Source organism: Saccharopolyspora rosea (assembly GCF_025643595.1).
GTDB classification, from domain to species: domain Bacteria; phylum Actinomycetota; class Actinomycetes; order Mycobacteriales; family Pseudonocardiaceae; genus Saccharopolyspora; species Saccharopolyspora rosea.
This window is the reverse complement of the sequence record NZ_CP102826.1, coordinates 4,871,149-4,889,991: the sequence shown is the minus strand read 5'-3', so window position 1 is coordinate 4,889,991 and position 18,843 is coordinate 4,871,149. Positions and strand designations below refer to the sequence as shown.

Annotated in this window: 18 protein-coding genes; 16 read left to right on the top strand and 2 right to left on the bottom strand. The window is 71.7% G+C overall.

The window, feature by feature from the left end; translation table 11 throughout:
• Positions 1-12: 12 nt before the first annotated feature.
• The 12 genes from NV263_RS22705 (at position 13) to NV263_RS22650 (ending at position 12,430) form a co-directional block, all read left to right on the top strand.
• Complete coding sequence (locus tag NV263_RS22705) at positions 13-1,440, top strand: amino acid permease (protein ID WP_263248639.1); 1,428 nt, start codon at positions 13-15, stop codon at positions 1,438-1,440.
• Positions 1,428-2,078 (top strand): pyridoxal 5'-phosphate synthase glutaminase subunit PdxT, encoded by a 651-nt coding sequence (pdxT, locus tag NV263_RS22700; RefSeq protein ID WP_263254313.1) that lies wholly within the window; start codon positions 1,428-1,430, stop codon positions 2,076-2,078. Before NV263_RS22705 ends, pdxT begins: the two co-directional genes overlap by 13 nt.
• 39 nt (positions 2,079-2,117) lie before the next feature.
• Complete coding sequence (locus NV263_RS22695; protein ID WP_263248638.1) at positions 2,118-2,867, top strand: YebC/PmpR family DNA-binding transcriptional regulator; 750 nt, start codon at positions 2,118-2,120, stop codon at positions 2,865-2,867.
• 138 nt (positions 2,868-3,005) lie between these two features.
• A complete protein-coding gene (locus NV263_RS22690) occupies positions 3,006-3,515 on the top strand; it encodes a DUF4262 domain-containing protein (protein ID WP_263248637.1) in 510 nt (169 codons plus the stop codon).
• Positions 3,516-3,622: 107 nt separating this feature from the next.
• Entirely contained in the window at positions 3,623-4,222 is a 600-nt protein-coding gene (gene ruvC, locus NV263_RS22685) for a crossover junction endodeoxyribonuclease RuvC (protein WP_263248636.1), read from the top strand.
• Complete coding sequence (gene ruvA, locus NV263_RS22680) at positions 4,219-4,821, top strand: Holliday junction branch migration protein RuvA (RefSeq protein ID WP_263248635.1); 603 nt, start codon at positions 4,219-4,221, stop codon at positions 4,819-4,821. Before ruvC ends, ruvA begins: the two co-directional genes overlap by 4 nt.
• 10 nt (positions 4,822-4,831) lie before the next feature.
• Positions 4,832-5,896: a Holliday junction branch migration DNA helicase RuvB gene (gene ruvB / locus NV263_RS22675; protein WP_263248634.1), complete on the top strand. Its 1,065-nt coding sequence runs from the start codon at positions 4,832-4,834 to the stop codon at positions 5,894-5,896.
• 149 nt (positions 5,897-6,045) lie between these two features.
• Positions 6,046-6,426, top strand: a complete 381-nt coding sequence (yajC, locus tag NV263_RS22670) for a preprotein translocase subunit YajC (protein WP_263248633.1) — start codon at positions 6,046-6,048, stop codon at positions 6,424-6,426.
• Between the two features lie 195 nt (positions 6,427-6,621).
• Positions 6,622-8,184 carry a protein translocase subunit SecD gene (secD, locus tag NV263_RS22665; protein WP_263248632.1) on the top strand — a complete coding sequence of 521 codons (1,563 nt, stop codon included), beginning with the start codon at positions 6,622-6,624 and terminating at the stop codon, positions 8,182-8,184.
• Positions 8,181-9,374, top strand: coding sequence for a protein translocase subunit SecF (gene secF / locus NV263_RS22660; RefSeq protein WP_263248631.1), 1,194 nt, complete (start codon positions 8,181-8,183; stop codon positions 9,372-9,374). Before secD ends, secF begins: the two co-directional genes overlap by 4 nt.
• Positions 9,371-9,922 (top strand): adenine phosphoribosyltransferase, encoded by a 552-nt coding sequence (locus NV263_RS22655; RefSeq protein WP_263248630.1) that lies wholly within the window; start codon positions 9,371-9,373, stop codon positions 9,920-9,922. The genes secF and NV263_RS22655 overlap by 4 nt, the downstream gene beginning before the upstream one ends.
• 195 nt (positions 9,923-10,117) lie before the next feature.
• A complete protein-coding gene (locus NV263_RS22650; protein WP_263248629.1) occupies positions 10,118-12,430 on the top strand; it encodes a RelA/SpoT family protein in 2,313 nt (770 codons plus the stop codon).
• A 152-nt stretch (positions 12,431-12,582) separates the two neighbouring features.
• On the opposite strand, the gene NV263_RS22645 is transcribed toward NV263_RS22650, so the two are convergent.
• Positions 12,583-13,413 carry a peptidylprolyl isomerase gene (locus NV263_RS22645; protein ID WP_263248628.1) on the bottom strand — a complete coding sequence of 277 codons (831 nt, stop codon included), beginning with the start codon at positions 13,411-13,413 and terminating at the stop codon, positions 12,583-12,585.
• A gap of 177 nt (positions 13,414-13,590) precedes the next feature.
• On the opposite strand from NV263_RS22645, the gene NV263_RS22640 reads away from it, so the two are divergent.
• The 3 genes from NV263_RS22640 to NV263_RS22630 are packed head-to-tail and all read left to right on the top strand — an operon-like array spanning position 13,591 to position 16,190.
• Positions 13,591-14,274, top strand: coding sequence for an MBL fold metallo-hydrolase (locus tag NV263_RS22640; RefSeq protein WP_263248627.1), 684 nt, complete (start codon positions 13,591-13,593; stop codon positions 14,272-14,274).
• A gap of 21 nt (positions 14,275-14,295) precedes the next feature.
• Positions 14,296-15,555, top strand: a complete 1,260-nt coding sequence (hisS, locus tag NV263_RS22635; RefSeq protein WP_263248626.1) for a histidine--tRNA ligase — start codon at positions 14,296-14,298, stop codon at positions 15,553-15,555.
• Positions 15,552-16,190 (top strand): hypothetical protein, encoded by a 639-nt coding sequence (locus NV263_RS22630; protein ID WP_263248625.1) that lies wholly within the window; start codon positions 15,552-15,554, stop codon positions 16,188-16,190. The genes hisS and NV263_RS22630 overlap by 4 nt, the downstream gene beginning before the upstream one ends.
• On the opposite strand, the gene NV263_RS22625 is transcribed toward NV263_RS22630, so the two are convergent.
• Positions 16,144-17,520: a YibE/F family protein gene (locus NV263_RS22625; RefSeq protein ID WP_263248624.1), complete on the bottom strand. Its 1,377-nt coding sequence runs from the start codon at positions 17,518-17,520 to the stop codon at positions 16,144-16,146. The two genes, NV263_RS22630 and NV263_RS22625, sit on opposite strands and share 47 nt — an antisense overlap.
• 151 nt (positions 17,521-17,671) lie before the next feature.
• Here NV263_RS22625 and NV263_RS22620 point away from each other — a divergent pair, with 151 nt between their 5' ends.
• Complete coding sequence (locus NV263_RS22620; RefSeq protein WP_263248623.1) at positions 17,672-18,745, top strand: Rv2578c family radical SAM protein; 1,074 nt, start codon at positions 17,672-17,674, stop codon at positions 18,743-18,745.
• The last annotated feature ends 98 nt before the right edge of the window (positions 18,746-18,843 follow it).

Genomic DNA, 18,843 nt, shown 5'->3' with positions numbered 1-18,843 from the left:
GAGGCCATCCAGATGGTCACGACACCCGACTCGCCCACCCGCGACCGGGCCGTCGACGAGGGCTACGCCAAGGGCCTGGGCAACCGCCAGGTGCAGATGATCGCGATGGGCGGCGCGATCGGCGTCGGCCTGTTCCTCGGAGTCGGCGGCCGGATGGCCCAGGCCGGGCCCGCCCTCGTGGTGTCCTACCTGCTGTGCGGCGTCGCCGCGTTCTTCGTGATGCGCGCCCTCGGCGAACTCGTCGTGCACCGCCCGGTCGCGGGCAGCTTCGTGGAGTACGCGCGCGAGTTCATCGGCCCGTGGGCGGGCTTCGCCGCCGGGTGGCTGTACTTCCTGAACTGGGCGGGCTCGGGCATCGCCGAGATCACCGCCGCCGGGATCTACGTCGGCAAGTGGTTCCCGCACTTCCCGCAGTGGCTCACCGCGCTGATCTGCCTGGTCGCACTGCTCGTGGTGAACCTGCTGTCGGTGAAGCTGTTCGGCGAGCTGGAGTTCTGGTTCTCCGTCATCAAGGTGCTGGCGATCGTCTGCTTCCTCGTCGTCGGAGTCTGGCTGGTGCTCACCGGCGCGGGCGTCGCCGGCACCACGGCGGGGCCGCACAACCTCGTCGACCACGGCGGCTTCATGCCCACCGGGCTGCCCGTGGTCCTGATGAGCATGCAGGGCGTGATGTTCGCCTACGCCTCCATCGAGATGGTCGGCATCGCAGCGGGGGAGACGCGGGATCCCGGCAAGGTCATGCCCCGGGCCATCAACGGCGTGGTGTGGCGCATCGCCGTGTTCTACCTCGGCGCCGTCGTGCTGCTGGCGATGGTGCTGCCGTGGACCGCCTACAGCGGCGAGCAGAGCCCGTTCGTCACGGTGTTCTCCAGCATCGGCATCCCGTGGGCCGGGGACGTGATGAACTTCGTGGTCCTGACCGCGGCGCTGTCCAGCTGCAACTCCGGGCTGTACTCGACCGGACGGATCCTGCGCTCGCTGGCCCGGCGCGGCGAGGCGCCCGCGTTCACCGAGCGGATGAACTCCCGGCGCGCCCCCTACGGCGCGGTCCTGTTCACCGGCGCGGTGTTCCTCGTCGGCGTGGTGCTCAACTACGTCGTCCCCAAGGACGCCTTCGACATCGCCACCTCGATCGCCTCCCTCGGCATCATCGCCACCTGGGCCGCGCTGCTGGTGGCCCAGGCCCGGCTGCGCCGCCGAGCGCTGCACGGCGAGCTGGTGCGGCCGTCCTACCGGATGCCCGGTTCGCCCTGGACGAACCGGGTGGTGCTGGCGTTCCTGGTGTTGATCGTGGTGCTGGCCGCGTTCTCCGACGAGACGGCGGTGCGCGCCTCGTTCTACGCCGTGCCGGTCGTGCTGCTGGCGCTGGCGGTCGGTTGGTGGGCGGTGCGGTCCCGGGCTTCGCGCCCGCGCGCCGGTGCAGGACAATCGGAGACGTGACGACTGCTCGACCCGTGATCGGAGTCCTCGCCCTGCAGGGCGGCGTGGCCGAACACCTCGCCGCGCTGGAGCGCAGCGGGGCCGACGCCCGGCCGGTCCGCCGACCGGAGGAACTCGCCGCGGTGCACGGCCTCGTGCTGCCCGGGGGCGAGTCCACCACGATGACCCGGCTGCTCGACGTGTTCGACCTGTACGAGCCGTTGCGCCAGCGGCTGGTCGACGGCATGCCCGCCTACGGCTCCTGCGCGGGCATGATCATGCTGTCCGGCGCGGTCGCCGACGAGGACCGACCCGCGTCCGGCGCGCCCGCGGTGCGCCCGTTCGGCGCGCTCGACGTGGTGGTGCGGCGCAACGCCTTCGGCCGCCAGGTCGACTCCTTCGAGACCGACCTGGATTTCACCGGCGTCGACGGCGGCCCGGTCCACGCGGTGTTCATCCGCGCGCCCTGGGTGGAGAAGGTGGGTTCGGACGTGCGGGTGCTGGCCGCCGTACCGGACGACACGGCGCAGGACGGCGCCGCCGGTAGGATCGTCGCGGTTCAGCAGGGACCGGTGTTCGCCACCTCGTTCCACCCGGAGCTGGTGCGCGGTGACGAACGCGTGCACCGCTATTTCGTGCAGATCGTCCGCGCGCACTGACGGCAGACCGCGGCGCGGTCGTAGGAAGACGGAGGAGAGATGAGCGGCCACTCCAAGTGGGCCACCACCAAGCACAAGAAGGCCGCCCTCGACGCCAAGCGCGGCAAGCTCTTCGCGAAGCTGATCAAGAACGTTGAGGTTGCCGCGCGGACCGGCGGGGGAGACCCGGAGGGCAACCCGACCCTGTACGACGCCATCCAGAAGGCGCGCAAGAGCTCGGTCCCGCAGGACAACATCGAGCGCGCCCGCAAGCGGGGCGCGGGCGAGGAAGCCGGTGGCGCCGAGTACCAGACGATCATGTACGAGGGCTACGCGCCCAACGGCGTCGCGGTCCTGGTGGAGTGCCTGACAGACAACCGCAACCGGGCCGCCGGCGAGGTGCGCACCGCGATGACCCGCAACGGCGGCTCGATGGCCGACGCCGGCTCGGTGGCCTACCTGTTCACCCGCAGGGGTGTCGTGCTGCTGCCGAAGAACGGCCTGAGCGAGGAGGACGTGCTCGGCGCCGTGCTGGACGCGGGTGCCGAGGAGGTCAACGACCTCGGCGACAGCTACGAGATCCTGACCGACCCGGCGGACCTGGTGGACGTCCGCAAGGCCCTGCAGGCCGCGGGCATCGAGTACGACTCGGCCGAGACGAACTTCCTGGCCTCGGTCAACGTCCCGCTCGACGCCGACGCGGCCCGCAAGGTGTTCAAGCTGATCGACGCCCTTGAGGACTGCGACGACGTGCAGAACGTCTACGCCAACTTCGACGTGAGCGACGACGTCATGGCCGAGGTCGGCTGACTCGGACCTGCCCCGCCCCTCCCCGCGGCCTCGTGCGGGGAGGGGCTTTTGCGTCCGGGGGACCACCCGCGGTCCCCGTCCGGTCGCCGTCGGTGGCGTGCCCGGGTGCCCGCCGGAGCGGCCCGGGGCGCGGGGAGAATGGCCGCCGTGGTCGACACGGATGAGAGTCTGCGCAAGTGGCTGGTCAACACCGCGGAGCGGGACGGCGCCGCGGTGGTGCAGGTGGCGGGCGACGAGCGCGGCGCCCCGTACGCCTTCTCGGTCGGCGCCTGGCGGCGGTTCGGCAAACCGGAGGTCGTCGCGATCGGCCTGCCCGAGGACGTGGCGAACGCGGCGATCATGACCTACGTGCAGCGGGTGGCCGCCGGGGAGCGGTTCCGGCCCGGGCAGCTCTACGAGGGCTTCCTGGCCGGTTGCCCGGTCACCTTCGAGAAGATCGCCCGGCAGCACTACCCGGAGTTCCTCGGCAGCGCGGTGCTGGTCTACGACGGCGACGACTTCCCCGCGGTGCAGCTGATCGCCTCCAGCCCGGGGGACAACAGGTTCCCGTGGCAGGACGACGCGCCGCGCGGTTTCGCCGAGTACCAGCCGGTGCTCACCGCCAGCGGACGACCGGAGAGCTGGACGCCCGGTACCGACGGCCCCTGACCGTTCACCCGCGCGGTGGACTGGTGTGCGTGTCGGTGCCCGGTCGGTCCGATCGGGTCCGATAGGGTTCGAACGAATGTTCACGGCGGAATGGGGCAGGTGGCGACGTGCGCGTGCTCGGGGTCGATCCGGGGCTGACCCGGTGCGGACTCGGCGTGGTCGACGGCGGTCGGGGCCGCGAGGTCGGCTGCGTCGCGGTGGGCGTCGCCCGCACCCCGCCGGAGGCCGAGCTGCCCGAGCGGCTGCGGGACGTCGCCGACGAGGTCGAGCGCTGGCTCGACGAGCACCGCCCTGAGGTGGTGGCCGTCGAGCGGGTGTTCAGCCAGCACAACGTCCGCACCGTGATGGGCACCGCCCAGGTCTCCGGGGTCGTGGCGCTGGCCGCCGCGCGCCGCGGCCTGCCGGTGGCCTTCCACACCCCCAGCGAGGTCAAGGCGGCCATCAGCGGGTCCGGCCGGGCGGACAAGCGCCAGGTCACCACCATGATCACCAAGATCCTCGGGCTCGCCGCCCCGCCCAAGCCCGCCGACGCGGCCGACGCCCTGGCGCTCGCGGTGTGCCACCTGTGGCGCGCCCCGATGGCCGACCGGATGGCCGCGGCGCAGGCGCGCTCCGCCGAACTCGCCCGCAACCACCGCGCCAAGCTGAAGGCCGCGCAGCAGGCCGCCCAGCGGTCCGCGCCCAGAACAGGAGGATTCCCGCGATGATCGCTTCGGTGCGCGGTCCGGTGCTGTCCATCGGACTCGACCACGCCGTGATCGAGGTCGGCGGCGTGGGCTACGCCGTGCACGCCACCCCCGCGACGCTGGCCGGGCTGCGCCGCGGCGAAGAGGCCCGGCTGTGGACGTCGCTGGTGGTCCGCGAGGACTCGATGACCCTGTACGGCTTCGCCGACGCCGAGTCCCGCGACCTGTTCGGCCTGCTGCAGACCGCCTCGGGCGTCGGCCCCCGGCTGGCGCTCGCGGTGCTCGCGGTGCTGCAACCCGACCAGCTCTGCCACGCCCTGGCCGACGGCAACCTCACCGTGCTCACCCAGGTGCCCGGCATCGGCCGCAAGAGCGCCGAACGGCTGGTCCTGGAACTGCGCGACAAGGTCGGCGTCGTCGCGGGCACCGCCGCCGGGGGTCAGGAGTCCGGCGTCGACCACCGGCGGGTCCGCACCGAGGTCAGCGAAGCGCTGGTGAGCCTGGGCTTCTCCGCCAAGCAGGCCGAGCAGAGCGTCGAGGCGGTGCTGGCCTCCGCCGACGGCGAGCTGGACACCTCGGCGGTGCTGCGCCAGGCGCTGGCCGCGCTGGGACCGAAGTGAGGACCCCGTGATGGACGAGCAGGACGCGAGCTGGGGTGGCGACGGCGTCGCGCTGACCCCGCACCGCCAACCGGCCGATCAGGATGTCGAGACCACGCTGCGACCGCGCAAGCTGGCCGAGTTCGTCGGCCAGCCCCGCGTCCGCGAACAGCTGGAGCTGGTGCTGCACGGCGCGCTCAAGCGCGGCGACCAGCCCGACCACGTGCTGTTCTCCGGTCCGCCCGGCCTCGGCAAGACCAGCCTGGCGATGATCATCGCCGCCGAGTTGGGCGCGGCGATCCGGGTCACCTCCGGGCCCGCCCTGGAACGCCCCGGTGACCTGGCGGCGATGCTGTCCAACCTCACCGAGGGCGACGTGCTGTTCATCGACGAGATCCACCGCATCGCCCGCCCGGCCGAGGAGATGCTCTACCTGGCGATGGAGGACTTCCGCGTCGACGTGGTGGTCGGCAAGGGGCCGGGCGCGACCAGCATCCCGCTGGAGATCGCGCCGTTCACCCTGGTCGGCGCCACCACCCGGTCCGGCGCGCTGACCGGGCCGCTGCGCGACCGCTTCGGCTTCACCGCGCACATGGAGTTCTACGCCCCGGAGGAGCTGGAGCTGGTGCTGCGGCGTTCGGCGGGGATCCTGGGCGTCGACCTGCGCGACGACGGCGCGGTGGAGATCGCCCGGCGCTCGCGCGGCACACCGCGCATCGCCAACCGCCTGCTGCGCCGCGTCCGCGACTACGCGGACGTGCGCTCGGACGGTGCGGTCGACCGCGCGGTGGCGCGGGCCGCGCTGGAGGTCTACGACGTCGACGAGATCGGCCTGGACCGGCTCGACCGCGCGGTCCTGGGCGCGCTGGTGCGCTCCTTCCACGGCGGCCCGGTGGGGATCTCCACGCTGGCCGTGGCCGTCGGCGAGGAACCCAGCACGGTGGAGGAGGTCTGCGAGCCGTACCTGGTCAGGGCCGGGATGCTCGCCCGCACGCCGCGCGGGCGCGTCGCCACGGTGGCCGCCTGGCGGCACGTCGGCCTCACGCCTCCCGACCACGCGCCGGGCGAACCGCAGCCGACGCTGTTCGAGGAATGACGGGCCCCTAGTAGGCTCGCCGCACGCTGGTGGTGCCGGACACACGCCGGGCATCGGAGTGGACCTGGCACACTGGTGGCTGTACATCCGAACAATTCGGGCGCAGTACTTCGAGGGCTGGGCCCTGAGCGTCCGCCGAACGGAGCACGATGCAACTGCAATCCCTGATCTTCCCGCTCATCATCGTCTTGTTCGCGGTGCCGCTGTTCCTGCAGGCCCGCAAGCAGAAGCGGACCATGCAGGAGCAGCAGAAGCTGCAGAACTCGTTGGTCGCCGGCGACCGGGTCATGACGACCTCCGGTGTGTTCGGCACGATCGTGAGCACCTCGGACGACTCCGTGGACCTGGAGATCGCGCCCGGCATGACCACCACCTGGGTCCGGGCCGCCATCCGCGAGAAGGTCAACACCGACTCCTCCGACACCGCGCCGTCCGCCGAGACCGCGCCGTCCAGCGAGACCGCCGAGGAGGAGTCCGCCGAGACCAAGGCCGAGGTCGCCGAGCCGATCGAGCAGCAGAAGGCCAACTGACGACCGAGCGCGCCGCGCGGCCTCGCCACGAGCGCCGCGCGTGATCACCGATCCACGGACAGTTCCCACCCAGGTCGGTGATCGTCGCACGCGGCCTGTCAGACTGGACCGCAGATTCCCGGTGATCGTCCACCGCCCGGCGCGGCGGTGGACGATCACTGACGAACCAGACCGTGGACAGGAGACCGACGCACCGTGGCACCTCCGGCCGGGCAAATCCGCCCAGGGCGTTATCTCGCGATCTTCGCGTTGATCGTGGTGGCGCTGTACGCGCTGGTGTTCTTCACCGGCGACGGCAAGCCGCACCCGAAGCTCGGCATCGACCTGCAGGGCGGCACTCGGGTCACGCTCAGCGCGCGCACCCCCAACGGTCAGCCGCCCAGCAGCCAGTCGTTGGACCAGGCCCGGCAGATCATCGAGACCCGGGTCAACGGCATGGGCATCAGCGGTTCGGAGGTGACCCGGGACGGTACGAACCTGGTCATCACCGTGCCCGGTGCAGGTGGTGAGCAGGCCAAACAGCTCGGTCAGACCGCGGAGCTGAACTTCCGCAAGGTCAGCCAGGTGGTGCCCGCGCAGCCCGCACCGGCCGGGACCGCCCCGCAGGCCGCACCCGCGCAGCAACCGCCCGGTGACGGCCAGCAGGCGATCGAGCAGGCCAAGAAGACGCGGCAGAGCACCGATCCGCAGGTCCAGGCGCAGGCGCTGCAGGCGCTCAACTGCAAGGCGGAGGATCCGCTGCGCGGCAACGACGACCCGAAGCTGCCGCTGGTCACCTGCAACCGGGAAGGCACCGAGAAGTACGTGCTGGAACCGGTGCTGCTGGCGGGCAAGGAGATCTCCAACGCCCAGGCGGTGCCGCCGAGCCAGCAGAACCCGCAGTGGACGGTGAACCTGGAGTTCAAGGCCGCCGGGGCGAAGACCTGGGCCGACTTCACCTCCGCCAACGTCGGGAAGCAGGCGGCGTTCGTGCTGGACACCGAAGTCGTGTCCGCGCCGTCCATCAACGAGCCGCTGCTGGCGGGCAACGCCAGCATCTCCGGCCGGTTCAACCAGCAGAGCGCCACCGACCTGGCCAACATCCTCAAGTACGGCTCGCTGCCGCTGGCGTTCGACCAGTCCGAGGCCGAGACCGTGTCGGCGACGCTCGGCGTCGCCTCGCTCCAGGCGGGTCTGATCGCCGGCGCGATCGGGCTGTTCCTCGTCGCGGTGTACTGCCTGGCCTACTACCGGGTGCTCGGCCTGCTGACGATCCTGTCGCTGTTCCTGTCCGGCGGGGTGGTCTACGCCGTGCTGGTGCTGCTCGGCAGGTGGGTCGGGTTCACCCTCGACCTGGCCGGTGTCGCCGGGTTCATCGTGGCGATCGGCATCACCGCGGACTCGTTCATCGTGTTCTTCGAACGCCTCAAGGACGAGATCCGGGAGGGGCGCACGTTCCGCTCCGCGGTGCCGCGCGCGTGGACCCGCGCCAAGCGCACCATCCTGTCCGCGGACGCGGTGAGCTTCCTGGCCGCCGCGGTGCTCTACGTCCTCGCCGTCGGACAGGTGAAGGGCTTCGCGTTCACCCTCGGCATGTCCACGGTCCTGGACCTCGTCGTGGTCTTCCTGGTGACGCACCCGCTGGTGGCGATGGCGTCCAAGAACAGGTTCCTGTCCAGGCCCTCGGTCTCCGGGCTGGGTGCGGTGCAGCGGATCGGTGAGAAGTACCGCGCCGCGCAGAAGAAGGCCCAGCGCTCGACGACCGCCAAGGAGGCGTGAAGGTGACGACTCCCGGTACCGACGCCGCCCACGAGGGCGTGTTCCACCGCCTCTACACCGGCACCGGAGCCTTCGACATCGTCGGCAAGCGCTCCCGGTGGTACATCGCGCTCGGGCTGCTGGTGCTGGTGTGCATCGGCGCGATGGGGTTCAAGGGCTTCAACCTCGGCATCGACTTCGAGGGCGGCACCAAGATCCAGATGCCCTCCGTCGGGGCGCAGGGGCCGATCCAGACCGACCGGGTCCAGCAGGCGTTCCGCGACGCGTTGGGCCACCCCGCCGAGACCGTGCAGATCGTGGGCGCCGGCGGATCGCAGAGCATCCAGATCCGCTCCGAGTCGCTGAACTCCGCCGAGGTCGGCAAGGTCAAGCAGGCGCTGTTCGACGAGCTGCACCCGCTCGACGCGCAGGGCAAGCCCAGCCAGCAGGTGATCAGCGACAGCGCGGTCAGCGGCACCTGGGGCGGCGAGATCACCCGGCAGGCGCTCATCGCGCTCGGGGTGTTCCTCGTGCTCGTGACGGTCTTCCTGGGGTTCTACTTCGAGAAGTGGATGGCCGTGGCGGCGCTGATCGCGCTGTTCCACGACATCCTGGTGACCGCGGGCATCTACTCGCTGGTCGGCTTCGAGGTCACCCCGAGCACCGTGATCGGTCTGCTGACCATCCTGGGCTTCTCGCTGTACGACACGGTCGTGGTCTTCGACAAGGTCAAGGAGAACACCCGCGGGCTGCTCGGGCTGACCCGCCGCACCTACCCGGAGGCGGCGAACCTGGCGGTCAACCAGACCCTGATGCGCTCGATCAACACCTCGGTCATCGCGCTGCTGCCGGTGATCGGCCTGCTGGTCGTGGGTGCCGGGCTGCTCGGCGTCGGGGTCCTTGAGGACCTGGCGCTGGTGCAGCTGGTCGGCATGATCGCCGGTGTCGTGTCGTCGATCTTCCTGGCCACCCCGCTGCTGGTGGACCTGAAGATGCGCGAGCCGAAGTACCGCGACCACGCCGCCAAGGTGCGGCAGCGCCGGGAGAAGGCGGCGGCCAAGGCCGCGGACGAGCCGGAGGAGCCGGTGGCGGCCGGGTCGGCCGCCACGTCCGGCGGCGGTGCCGCGCGGCGCGCCAACCGCCCCTCCGGCCGGTCCGGCAAGCCCGCGGGCAAGCCGTCCGGCAAGCCGTCGGGGAAGAAGCGCCGATGAGCGCCGACGGACTGCGCGTCGGCGACGTCGCCGACGAGGCGCTGCGGGAGGCCGCCCGGCTGGTCCGGGAGGTGCCCGACTTCCCGGAGCCCGGGGTGCTGTTCCGCGACATCAGCCCGATGCTGGCCGACGGCCCGGCGCTGAACGCCGTGGTCTCCGCCCTCGGGCGGGACTTCGACTTCGACGTGGTGGCCGGGGTCGAGGCCCGGGGCTTCCTGGTCGGTGCCGCCGTCGCCCACGCCTTCGGCACCGGTGTGATCGGGCTGCGCAAGCCCGGCAAGCTGCCGGTGGTCGCCGACCGCATCGAGTACAGCCTGGAGTACGGGCGGGCCACCCTCGAACTCCCCGCCGAGACCCTCCGGCCCGGGCAGCGGGTCCTCGTCGTCGACGACGTCCTCGCGACCGGTGGCACCCTCGGCGCCGCGTGCCGCCTGGTGCGCCAGGCGGGCGCCGACGTGGCTGCGGCCGCGGTGGTGCTGGAACTCACCGCCCTGGAGGGGCGGGACAAGATCCTCGGCGAGAAGGTGCGCGCGCTGCTGCAGGTGTGAACCGGGCCACGCTCGGACTGACCGGTGATCGGTCCGACCGAACTCCGGAGGGACGCTGCTCGGTCGGCAGCGACCGCTGGCCGTTTCACACCCCCACCGAGGAAGGTCGATCGCCCGGATGGCGTTATTCTCGGTGTCCGGGTTCTGACTCACAGACCTGGGACGCGAGTGACCCCGAGTGCCCGGGAGCGTGCGGTGAGCCAACACGTCGAGTCCCCCTCTTCGGAAGAGGCCGCGCAGCCGCGTCCGGCCTCGGCGACTCGTCGGGTCCGCGCGCGTCTGGCCAGGCGCATCACCGCGCAGCGCGCCGCGCACGTCAAGCCCGTCCTCGAACCGCTCGCCGCGGTGCACCGCGAGCTGCACCCGCAAGCCGATCTGGGGCTGTTGCAGCGCGCCTACGACGTGGCCGAGGACAAGCACCAAGACCAGCGGCGAAAATCCGGTGATCCGTACATCACGCACCCGCTGGCGGTGGCGACCATCCTCGCCGAGCTCGGCATGGACACCACCACGCTGGTCGCCGGGCTGCTGCACGACACCGTCGAGGACACCGAGTACTCCCTGGACCGGCTGCGCGAGGACTTCGGCGACGAGGTGGCGCACCTGGTCGACGGCGTGACCAAGCTGGACAAGGTCAAGCTCGGCGCCGCGGCGGAGGCCGAGACCATCCGCAAGATGATCATTGCGATGGCCCGCGACCCGCGGGTGCTGGTGATCAAGCTCGCGGACCGGCTGCACAACATGCGGACCATGCGGTTCCTGCCGCCGGAGAAGCAGGCCCGCAAGGCGCGCGAGACGCTTGAGGTGCTGGCCCCCTTGGCGCACCGCCTCGGGATGGCCACGATCAAGTGGGAGTTGGAGGACCTGGCGTTCGCCATCCTGCAACCCAAGAAGTACGACGAGATCGTCCGGCTGGTCGCCAACCGCGCGCCGTCGCGCGACACCTACCTGCGCACCGTCATCGACGAGCTGTCCACGCAGCTGGAGACCGCCCGGCTGGCGGCCAAGGTCGAGGGCAGGCCGAAGCACTACTACTCGATCCACCAGAAGATGATCGTGCGCGGCCGGGACTTCGACGACATCCACGACCTGGTCGGGGTGCGGATCCTGGTCGACGAGGTGCGCGACTGCTACGCGGCGATGGGCGTGGTGCACGCGCTGTGGCAGCCGATGCCCGGCCGGTTCAAGGACTACATCGCGCAGCCGCGCTTCGGCGTCTACCAGTCGCTGCACACCACGGTGATCGGCCCGGAGGGCAAGCCGTTGGAAGTGCAGATCCGCACCCACGAGATGCACCGCACCGCGGAGTACGGCATCGCGGCGCATTGGCGGTACAAGGAGACCCGGGGCCGCAACGGCTCCGGCGGCCAGTCGGCCGTCGAGGTCGACGAGATGGCGTGGATGCGCCAGCTGCTCGACTGGCAGCGGGAGGCCGCCGACCCGGGTGAGTTCCTGGAGTCGCTGCGCTACGACCTGGCGACCCGCGAGATCTTCGTGTTCACCCCGAAGGGCGATGTGATCACGTTGCCGTCCGGGTCCACGCCGGTCGACTTCGCCTACGCGGTGCACACCGAGGTCGGGCACCGCTGCATCGGCGCCCGCGTCAACGGACGACTGGTGGCGCTGGAGCGCAAGCTGGAGAACGGCGAGGTCGTCGAGATCTTCACCTCCAAGGCGGAGGGAGCCGGGCCGAGCCGGGACTGGTTGTCGTTCGTCGCCTCGCCGCGCGCCAAGACCAAGATCAAGCAGTGGTTCGCCAAGGAGCGCCGCGAGGAGGCCATCGAGTCCGGCAAGGACGCGATCGCCAAGGAGATCCGGCGGCTGGGTCTGCCGGTGCAGCGGCTGGTGTCCGCGGAGACGCTCGGCGCGGTCGCGCGCGAACTGCACTACGTCGACGTCACCGCGCTGTACGCGGCGGTCGGCGAGCGGCAGCTGTCGGCGCAGCACCTGGTGCAGCGGCTGGTGGCGTTGATCGGTGGTCCGGAGCAGGCCGCCGACGAGGTCGCCGAGCGCTCCACGCCGTCCACGCTGCAGGGCCGGCGCCGCGCCAGCGGCGACTCCGGGGTGGTCGTCAAGGACGCCGGGGACGTGTGGGCGAAGCTGGCCCGCTGCTGCACGCCGGTGCCCGGCGACGAGATCCTCGGCTTCGTCACCCGGGGCGGCTGGGTGAGCGTGCACCGCACCGACTGCACCAACGCCGACGACCTGCGCAGGACGCCGGAGCGGCTGGTCGAGGTCTACTGGGCGCCGTCGGCGTCCTCGGTGTTCCTGGTCGCGATCCAGGTGGAGGCGCTGGACCGGCACCGGCTGCTCTCCGACGTCACGAAGGTGCTGGCCGACGAGCGGGTGAACATCCTGTCCGCCTCGGTCACGACCTCGAAGGACCGGGTGGCGGTGAGCCGCTTCTCGTTCGAGATGGGTGACCCGAAGCACCTCGGCCACGTGCTCAAGGCGGTCCGCAACATCGAGGGCGTCTACGACGTCTACCGCGTCACCTCGGCGACCTGAACCGTCCACATCGGATCCACTGTGGAACGGCGAGGGCCCCGCCGGACTCCGGCGGGGCCCTCGGTTCGCGTTCGTCGTGCGCCGGCTTTCGCTGTTCGGCCAGTGGTTTCGCCACCGGCACCGCTACGCACGACGAGTTCCACGAGGGACTGTCAGGCCGAGCTGGACGCGGTGTTGATGTGCACCGGCAGGTTCGGCTTGCCGTCACCGGGGCCCATCTCGCCCTGCTGCGCGCCCGCGGCGGCGACCTTGTCGAGCACCTTCAGGCCGTCCTCGCCGATGGTGCCGAACGCCGTGTACTGCGGCGGCAGGTAGGAGTCGCCGTAGACCATGAAGAACTGGCTGCCGCCGCTGTTGGGGGCCGGCGACTTGGCCATCGCGAGCGTGCCGCGCGGGTAGACCACCGCGCCGCCCTGGTCGTAGGGCGCCGGGGCCGGGGCGAGGCCCTTCGGCGGTTCGTCCTTGATCGAGTAGCCCGGACCACCGCGGCCACTGGCGGTCGGGTCACCGCACTGCAGCACCTTCAGGCCCTCGGTCGTGGTGAGCCGGTGGCAGTCGGTGTTGTCGAAGAACTTGGCCTGCACCAGGTGCTGGAAGCTCTGCACCGTGCACGGCGCCTTCGCGCGGTCCAGGGTCAGCGGGATCGCGCCCTGGCTGGTGTCCATCGTGACGTGCGCGACGCCACCGGCCGGGGTGGGGTTCGGGTCCGGAGGCATCCCGACCGGCTTGGCGGCGGGCTCACCCGGCGTCCCGGTGTACGCGCAGGGACCGGAGCTGGTCTGGGGGCCCTGTTCCGGCGAGGCCGACGAGGGCTGCTCACCGCTCCTGGTGACGTAGAAGACGCCGACCACGACCGCCGCGACCACGACGATCGCGGTGCCGATGGTGATCATCCGGCGCCGCTTGGCCTGCTCGGCCCGCCGCTGCAGCTGACGTTCCAGCTTCCGCTTGGCAGCCTGGCGGCGTTGCTCGTTGCTGGGCACCTGCTCCTCCCCGAAGTGCGCGAAATCTTCGTCGTCGCCGGGAGTTTATGGGGTGCCGCGGAACGTGAAGCTGAGAGTCGCGACGCGGCGCGGGCGCCGCGCCCGGGGACGATAACCTGGTGTGGCCCGGCCGACGCCGCCGGGCCACCGCTTTCGCCCGACGAAAGGTGCCGATTCGTGCTTGTGCTCGGTTTCCCGGCCGGACCGCTGCAGGCGAACTGCTACGTGCTCGCCAGCGCGGAGGGTGCGCCGTGCGTGGTCGTCGACCCAGGTCAGGAGGCGGTCTCCACGCTCGACGAGCAGCTCGGCAAGTACCGGCTGACGCCCGCGGCCGTGCTGCTCACGCACGGGCACTTCGACCACGTCTTCTCGGCCGCGCACGTGTGCCGGACCCACGACGTGCCCGCCTGGATCCACCCGGCCGACCGGTACATGCTCACCGACCCGGGCGCGGCGCTCGGTCCGGCCGGGCGTCAGCTGTTCGGCGACGGTCCGTCGATGGACGCGCCGGAGGACGTTCGAGAGCTGGCCGACGGCGCCGTCGTGGAGGCCGCCGGGCTGCGCTTCGACGTCACGCACACCCCGGGCCATACCAGCGGGTCGGTGCTGTTCGGCGTCGAGGCCGACGAGGGCGGGCGGCTGCTGCTGTCCGGCGACACCCTCTTCGCCGGCGCCATCGGGCGCACCGACCTGCCCGGCGGTGACCACGAGCAGATGATGGAGTCGCTGCGCAGCAGGGTGCTGCCGCTGGACGACGACGTCGTCGTGCTGCCGGGCCACGGACCGACCACCACCATCGGGCGCGAGCGCGCCGGCAACCCGTTCCTGCAGGGCCTGCCCGCGACCGACGCCCTTTCCTGACGAGGACTGACACCAGCACCGATGAACACGTTCAACGCCCCCAAGGGCATCCCCGAGTACTTCCCGCCGGAGTCGGCCGGTTTCCTGGCGGTCCGCGACACCTTGGCCGACGCGGCCCGCCGCGCCGGTTACGGCTACATCGAGCTGCCGCTGTTCGAGGACACCGCGCTGTTCGCCCGGGGCGTCGGCGAGTCCACCGACGTCGTGACCAAGGAGATGTACACCTTCGCCGACCGCGGGGGACGGTCGGTGACGCTGCGCCCGGAGGGCACCGCGGGCGTCATGCGCTCGGTGATCGAGCACGGCCTGGACCGCAGCCAGCTGCCGGTCAAGCTGTACTACGGCGGCGCGTTCTTCCGCTACGAGCGGCCCCAGGCGGGCCGTTACCGCCAGTTGCAGCAGGTCGGCGTCGAGGCGATCGGCGTCGACGACCCGGCGCTGGACGCCGAGGTGATCGCCATCGCCGACGAGGGCTACCGGCGGCTCGGCCTCAGCGGGCACCGCATCGAGCTCACGTCGTTGGGCGACGCCACCTGCCGCCCCGCCTACCGGGCCAAGCTGCAGGAGTTCCTGCGCGGGCTGCCGCTGGACGACGAGACCCGCCGCCGGGTGGAGCTCAACCCGCTGCGGGTGCTCGACGACAAGCGCCCCGAGGTCCGGGAACTGGTCGCGGACGCGCCGCTGATGGTCGACCACCTGTCCACGGCGGCCCAGGAGCACTACGAGCAGGTCAAGGAGCACCTCGCCGACCTGGGCGTGGCGTTCACCGAGAACCCCCGGATGGTGCGCGGCCTGGACTACTACACCAAGACCACCTTCGAGTTCGTGCACGACGGGCTCGGCGCGCAGTCCGGTATCGGCGGCGGCGGCCGCTACGACGGGCTGATGGCCGAGCTCGGCGGTCAGGAGCTGTCCGGCATCGGCTTCGGGCTCGGTGTCGACCGCACGCTGCTGGCCTGCCAGGTCGAGGGACTCGCCGTCGGGGACCAGGCGCGTTGCGACGTCTACTGCGTGCCGCTGGGCGAGGCCGCCAAGCGGCGGCTCGTCGCCACCGCGGGCGCGCTGCGCGCCGCGGGAGTCCGGGTGGACCTGTCCTACGGCGGGAAGGGCCTCAAGGGTGCGATGAAGGCCGCCGACCGGTCCGGTGCGCGGTTCGCGCTGGTCCTCGGCGAGCGCGACCTGGAGGCGGGCACCGCGCAGCTGAAGGAACTGGCCTCCGGCGAGCAGCGCGCCGTCGGACTGGACGAGCTGGTCGACCGGGTGGTCGAGGCCGTGCGATGAGTTCGGACGAACCCGTCCCGCTGGACCTGCTGGACCGCGCGACGGTTCGCACCCGCGGCCGCAACGTGGCGATCGCCGGTCTGGTGGTGGCCGCCGCGCTGGGCGGGGTGGTCGGGCTGTTCGCCGGTCCGGTGGGGTTCGGCAGCACCGTCGCGGCCGTCGGGCTGCCGCTGGTGCTGCTGGCCTGGACCGAGTCGCGCAAGACGTTGCGGCTGAGCGGGACGGAGGTCTCGGCGCGCGCGCTCGGGACCCGCGTGGTCGACCTGCGCACCGCCGAGCGGCTGGAGGTCTTCGTCACCGACATGCGCGGCGCGCGGACGGTGAACCTGCTGGTCGCCGGGCCGCCCCAGGGCAGGGCGATCAGCGTCGCGCTCGCGATGTACGCGGGGACCGGGGGCCGCGAGCTCGGCGTCTACGCGCTGCGCCGCCTCGCGGACGCGCTGGCGACCGCGCCCGACACGCGGTCGCTGGTGCTGTCCGAGCTGATCGTGGCGCAGCTGCGGGCCGAGGCCCGCGGCGACGCCCCGCCGGACCGGCCGCTGTACCGGCTGGCGTCGCTGGCGCCGCAGGGGCGGATGGCGCAGAAGCTCAGCCCGGACGCCGTGGCCCGGTTCGTCGCCGCGTTGGACCGCTGAGCTCGTCCCGGAACACCGTCGCGGTCGTCGCGCCGGTCGCGACGGCCCGGCGCACGCGGGTGGCGACCGAGTCGTCGGTGGTCACCGGTTCCGGGGTCTCCCGGACCGCCACCGCGGCGGCGATGGCGGTCGTGATCGGCACGGCCGCGACCAGTCCGATGCTGCCGACGAGGGTGCGCACCACTTCCTGGGCCACGGCCTGCGAACCGACGATCTCGCCGAACCCGCGGCCGGACAGCGAGTAGGCGAGCAGCAGCGGGAGCGCGGCGCCCGCGTAGGCCAGCACGAGCGTGTTGACCGCGGACGACACGTGGTCGCGGCCGATGCGCAGCCCGGCGAGGTAGAGCCGCCGCCAGGACAGCGCCGGGTTGGCCCGGCGCAGTTCCCACACCGCGCTGGTCTGGGTGACGGTCACGTCGTCGAGGACGCCGAGCGCGCCGATGACGACCCCGGCCAGCAGCAGGCCGCGCGCGTCGATCGGAGTGCCCAGCGCGCCGATGAGGCTGGCGGTGTCCTCGTCGAGCCCGGTGAGCCGGGTCCACGCCGCGAACAGGGCGCTGAGCAGGCCGATCAGCCCCAGGCTCAGCAGCGTGCCGAGCACCGCCGTCGAGGTGCGAGCGGAGAAGCCGTGCGTCAGGTACAGCACCGCGAACATGATCAGCCCGGCGCCGACGACCGCGACCAGCAGCGGGTCCTCCCCGGCGAGGATCGCCGGGAGCACGAACCCGACCAGCACCACGAAGCTCAGCCCCAGCGCGACGAGCGCCGCGAACCCCTGCCAGCGCCCGAGCACGAGCACCGCGGCGGCGAACACCAGCGCCAGCACCAGCAGCGGACCGCCGCGCTGGTAGTCGACGACCTGGTACGACGCCGGGTCGGTGGTGCTGCCGCCGGTGTAGCTGAGCACCACGTCGTCGCCGACGGCGAATCGCGGCGTGCTCGGGTCGGTGGGCACCACCTGCTCGATGGTCCGGCCCGCCGCCGGACCGTCCTGCAACGTCACCCGCAACGCGACGCAGCCGTCCGCGGCCGGGCCGCCGCGGGTGCACGGGCTCGCCGCCGCGGCCACCACCTCGGCGTTCACCGGCTGCTGCCCGAACCCGAGATCGGCACCGCTGCGCTGGTGGTGCCCGAACGGGTAGAGCACCAGGACGCCGACGAGCGCGGCGATCGCGAAGGGCGCCAGCGCCACCGCGAGCACGACCTTGACCTGCCGCGATGCCGGCGCGCTGCGGTGGTCGTGACCGTGCCCGTGTCCATGGCCGTGCCCGGTCGGCTCCGGGCGCCGACGCCCCGCAGGACCTCCTGACTCCGCCCGGCGCTCGATCACCCGCCAATTATGGGGAACGCACCATCCGGGAACCCCCGGCAGGGGCCCGTGGCGCGGGGTTTCCCGGGCGGTGCGCTCCTCCCGGTGGCGGGCATCACTCGTTCGGCTGGTAGCGCTCGACTTGATCTCGAAACTGTGTTCGAATCGAACCATGCGATGGGAGCAGCAACGGGTGACGGCGCCGGGGAGTGCCCCGGAGCTGCCCTTGGACCTGCCGGAGGCCGCCGCGGAGCGGGGGAGCGGCCGCGCCGGCCTGCGGATGCCGGAGCCGGTGCCGATCGAGGCAGGCACGGCGGACGCCTACGCGATCGAGGTGCACGCGAAGTCGATCATCAACCGGGTGCCCGGGGCGTCGCCCGTGCCGTTCCGGTGGACGGTGAATCCTTACAGAGGATGCAGCCATGCGTGCATCTATTGCTTCGCAAGGCGCACGCACACGTATTTGGACCTGGATGCGGGCCATGATTTCGACAGCAAGATCGTGGTGAAGGTCAACGCCGGGGCGTTGTTGCGCAGGGAGCTGGCGAGTCCGCGGTGGGCCGGTGAGGCGATCGCGATGGGCACGAACACCGATCCCTACCAGCGCGCGGAGGGGCGTTACCGGCTGATGCGGGAGATCATCGCGGCGCTGCGGGATCGGGCGAATCCGTTCTCGATCCTGACCAAGGGGACGTTGATCCTGCGGGACGTGGACCTGATCTCGCAGGCGGCTGAGGTGAGCGACGTGTCGGTGGCGGTGTCGGTGGGGTCGGTCGACGAGCGGTTGTGGCGGGCCGTCGAGCCCGGCACGCCGTCGCCGCGGCGGCGGTTGGACGTGGTGCGTCGGTTCGCCGACGTCGGGGTCGGGTGTTCGGTGTTGATGGCGCCGATCCTGCCGGGCCTCAGCGATTCGCCGGAGCAGATCGACGAGACCGTGCGGGAGCTGGCGGCAGCGGGGGCCGCGAACGTGACGCCGCTGGTGCTGCACCTGCGGCCGGGGGCGCGGGAGTGGTACCGGGCGTGGTTGCAGCGGGAGCACCCGGAACTGGTGCGGATGTACGCGCGGCTGTACCGGGAGGGGTCGTACCTGCCGAAGTCGTACCAGCGGGAGGTACTCGACCGGGTGGCCGAGGCGAAGCGCCGCCACGGGATGGCCGGGCCACCGCGCGCCGAGCGCTTCCGGGAGGTGGAGACCGCGGAAAGCGCGTCCGAGGCGGACGGAGTGCGCCAGCTCAGTTTGCTGTGAGGCGCGGTGAAAAGGCGCTGAATTGCAAATGATTTTCGTTAGAAAGGGAGGGAAATCGTTTTCTTGAAGTGTCGGCGAATCGCCGCTGATGTTTCGGA

Coding starts and splice junctions, on each gene's coding strand:
- NV263_RS22705 (WP_263248639.1), top strand. CDS start 13: ATGGTCACGACACCCGACTCGCCCACCCGCGACCGGGCCGTCGACGAG.
- NV263_RS22695 (WP_263248638.1), top strand. CDS start 2,118: ATGAGCGGCCACTCCAAGTGGGCCACCACCAAGCACAAGAAGGCCGCC.
- NV263_RS22690 (WP_263248637.1), top strand. CDS start 3,006: ATGGCCGCCGTGGTCGACACGGATGAGAGTCTGCGCAAGTGGCTGGTC.
- ruvA (WP_263248635.1), top strand. CDS start 4,219: ATGATCGCTTCGGTGCGCGGTCCGGTGCTGTCCATCGGACTCGACCAC.
- ruvB (WP_263248634.1), top strand. CDS start 4,832: ATGGACGAGCAGGACGCGAGCTGGGGTGGCGACGGCGTCGCGCTGACC.
- yajC (WP_263248633.1), top strand. CDS start 6,046: ATGCAACTGCAATCCCTGATCTTCCCGCTCATCATCGTCTTGTTCGCG.
- NV263_RS22655 (WP_263248630.1), top strand. CDS start 9,371: ATGAGCGCCGACGGACTGCGCGTCGGCGACGTCGCCGACGAGGCGCTG.
- hisS (WP_263248626.1), top strand. CDS start 14,296: ATGAACACGTTCAACGCCCCCAAGGGCATCCCCGAGTACTTCCCGCCG.
- NV263_RS22630 (WP_263248625.1), top strand. CDS start 15,552: ATGAGTTCGGACGAACCCGTCCCGCTGGACCTGCTGGACCGCGCGACG.
- NV263_RS22620 (WP_263248623.1), top strand. CDS start 17,672: ATGCGATGGGAGCAGCAACGGGTGACGGCGCCGGGGAGTGCCCCGGAG.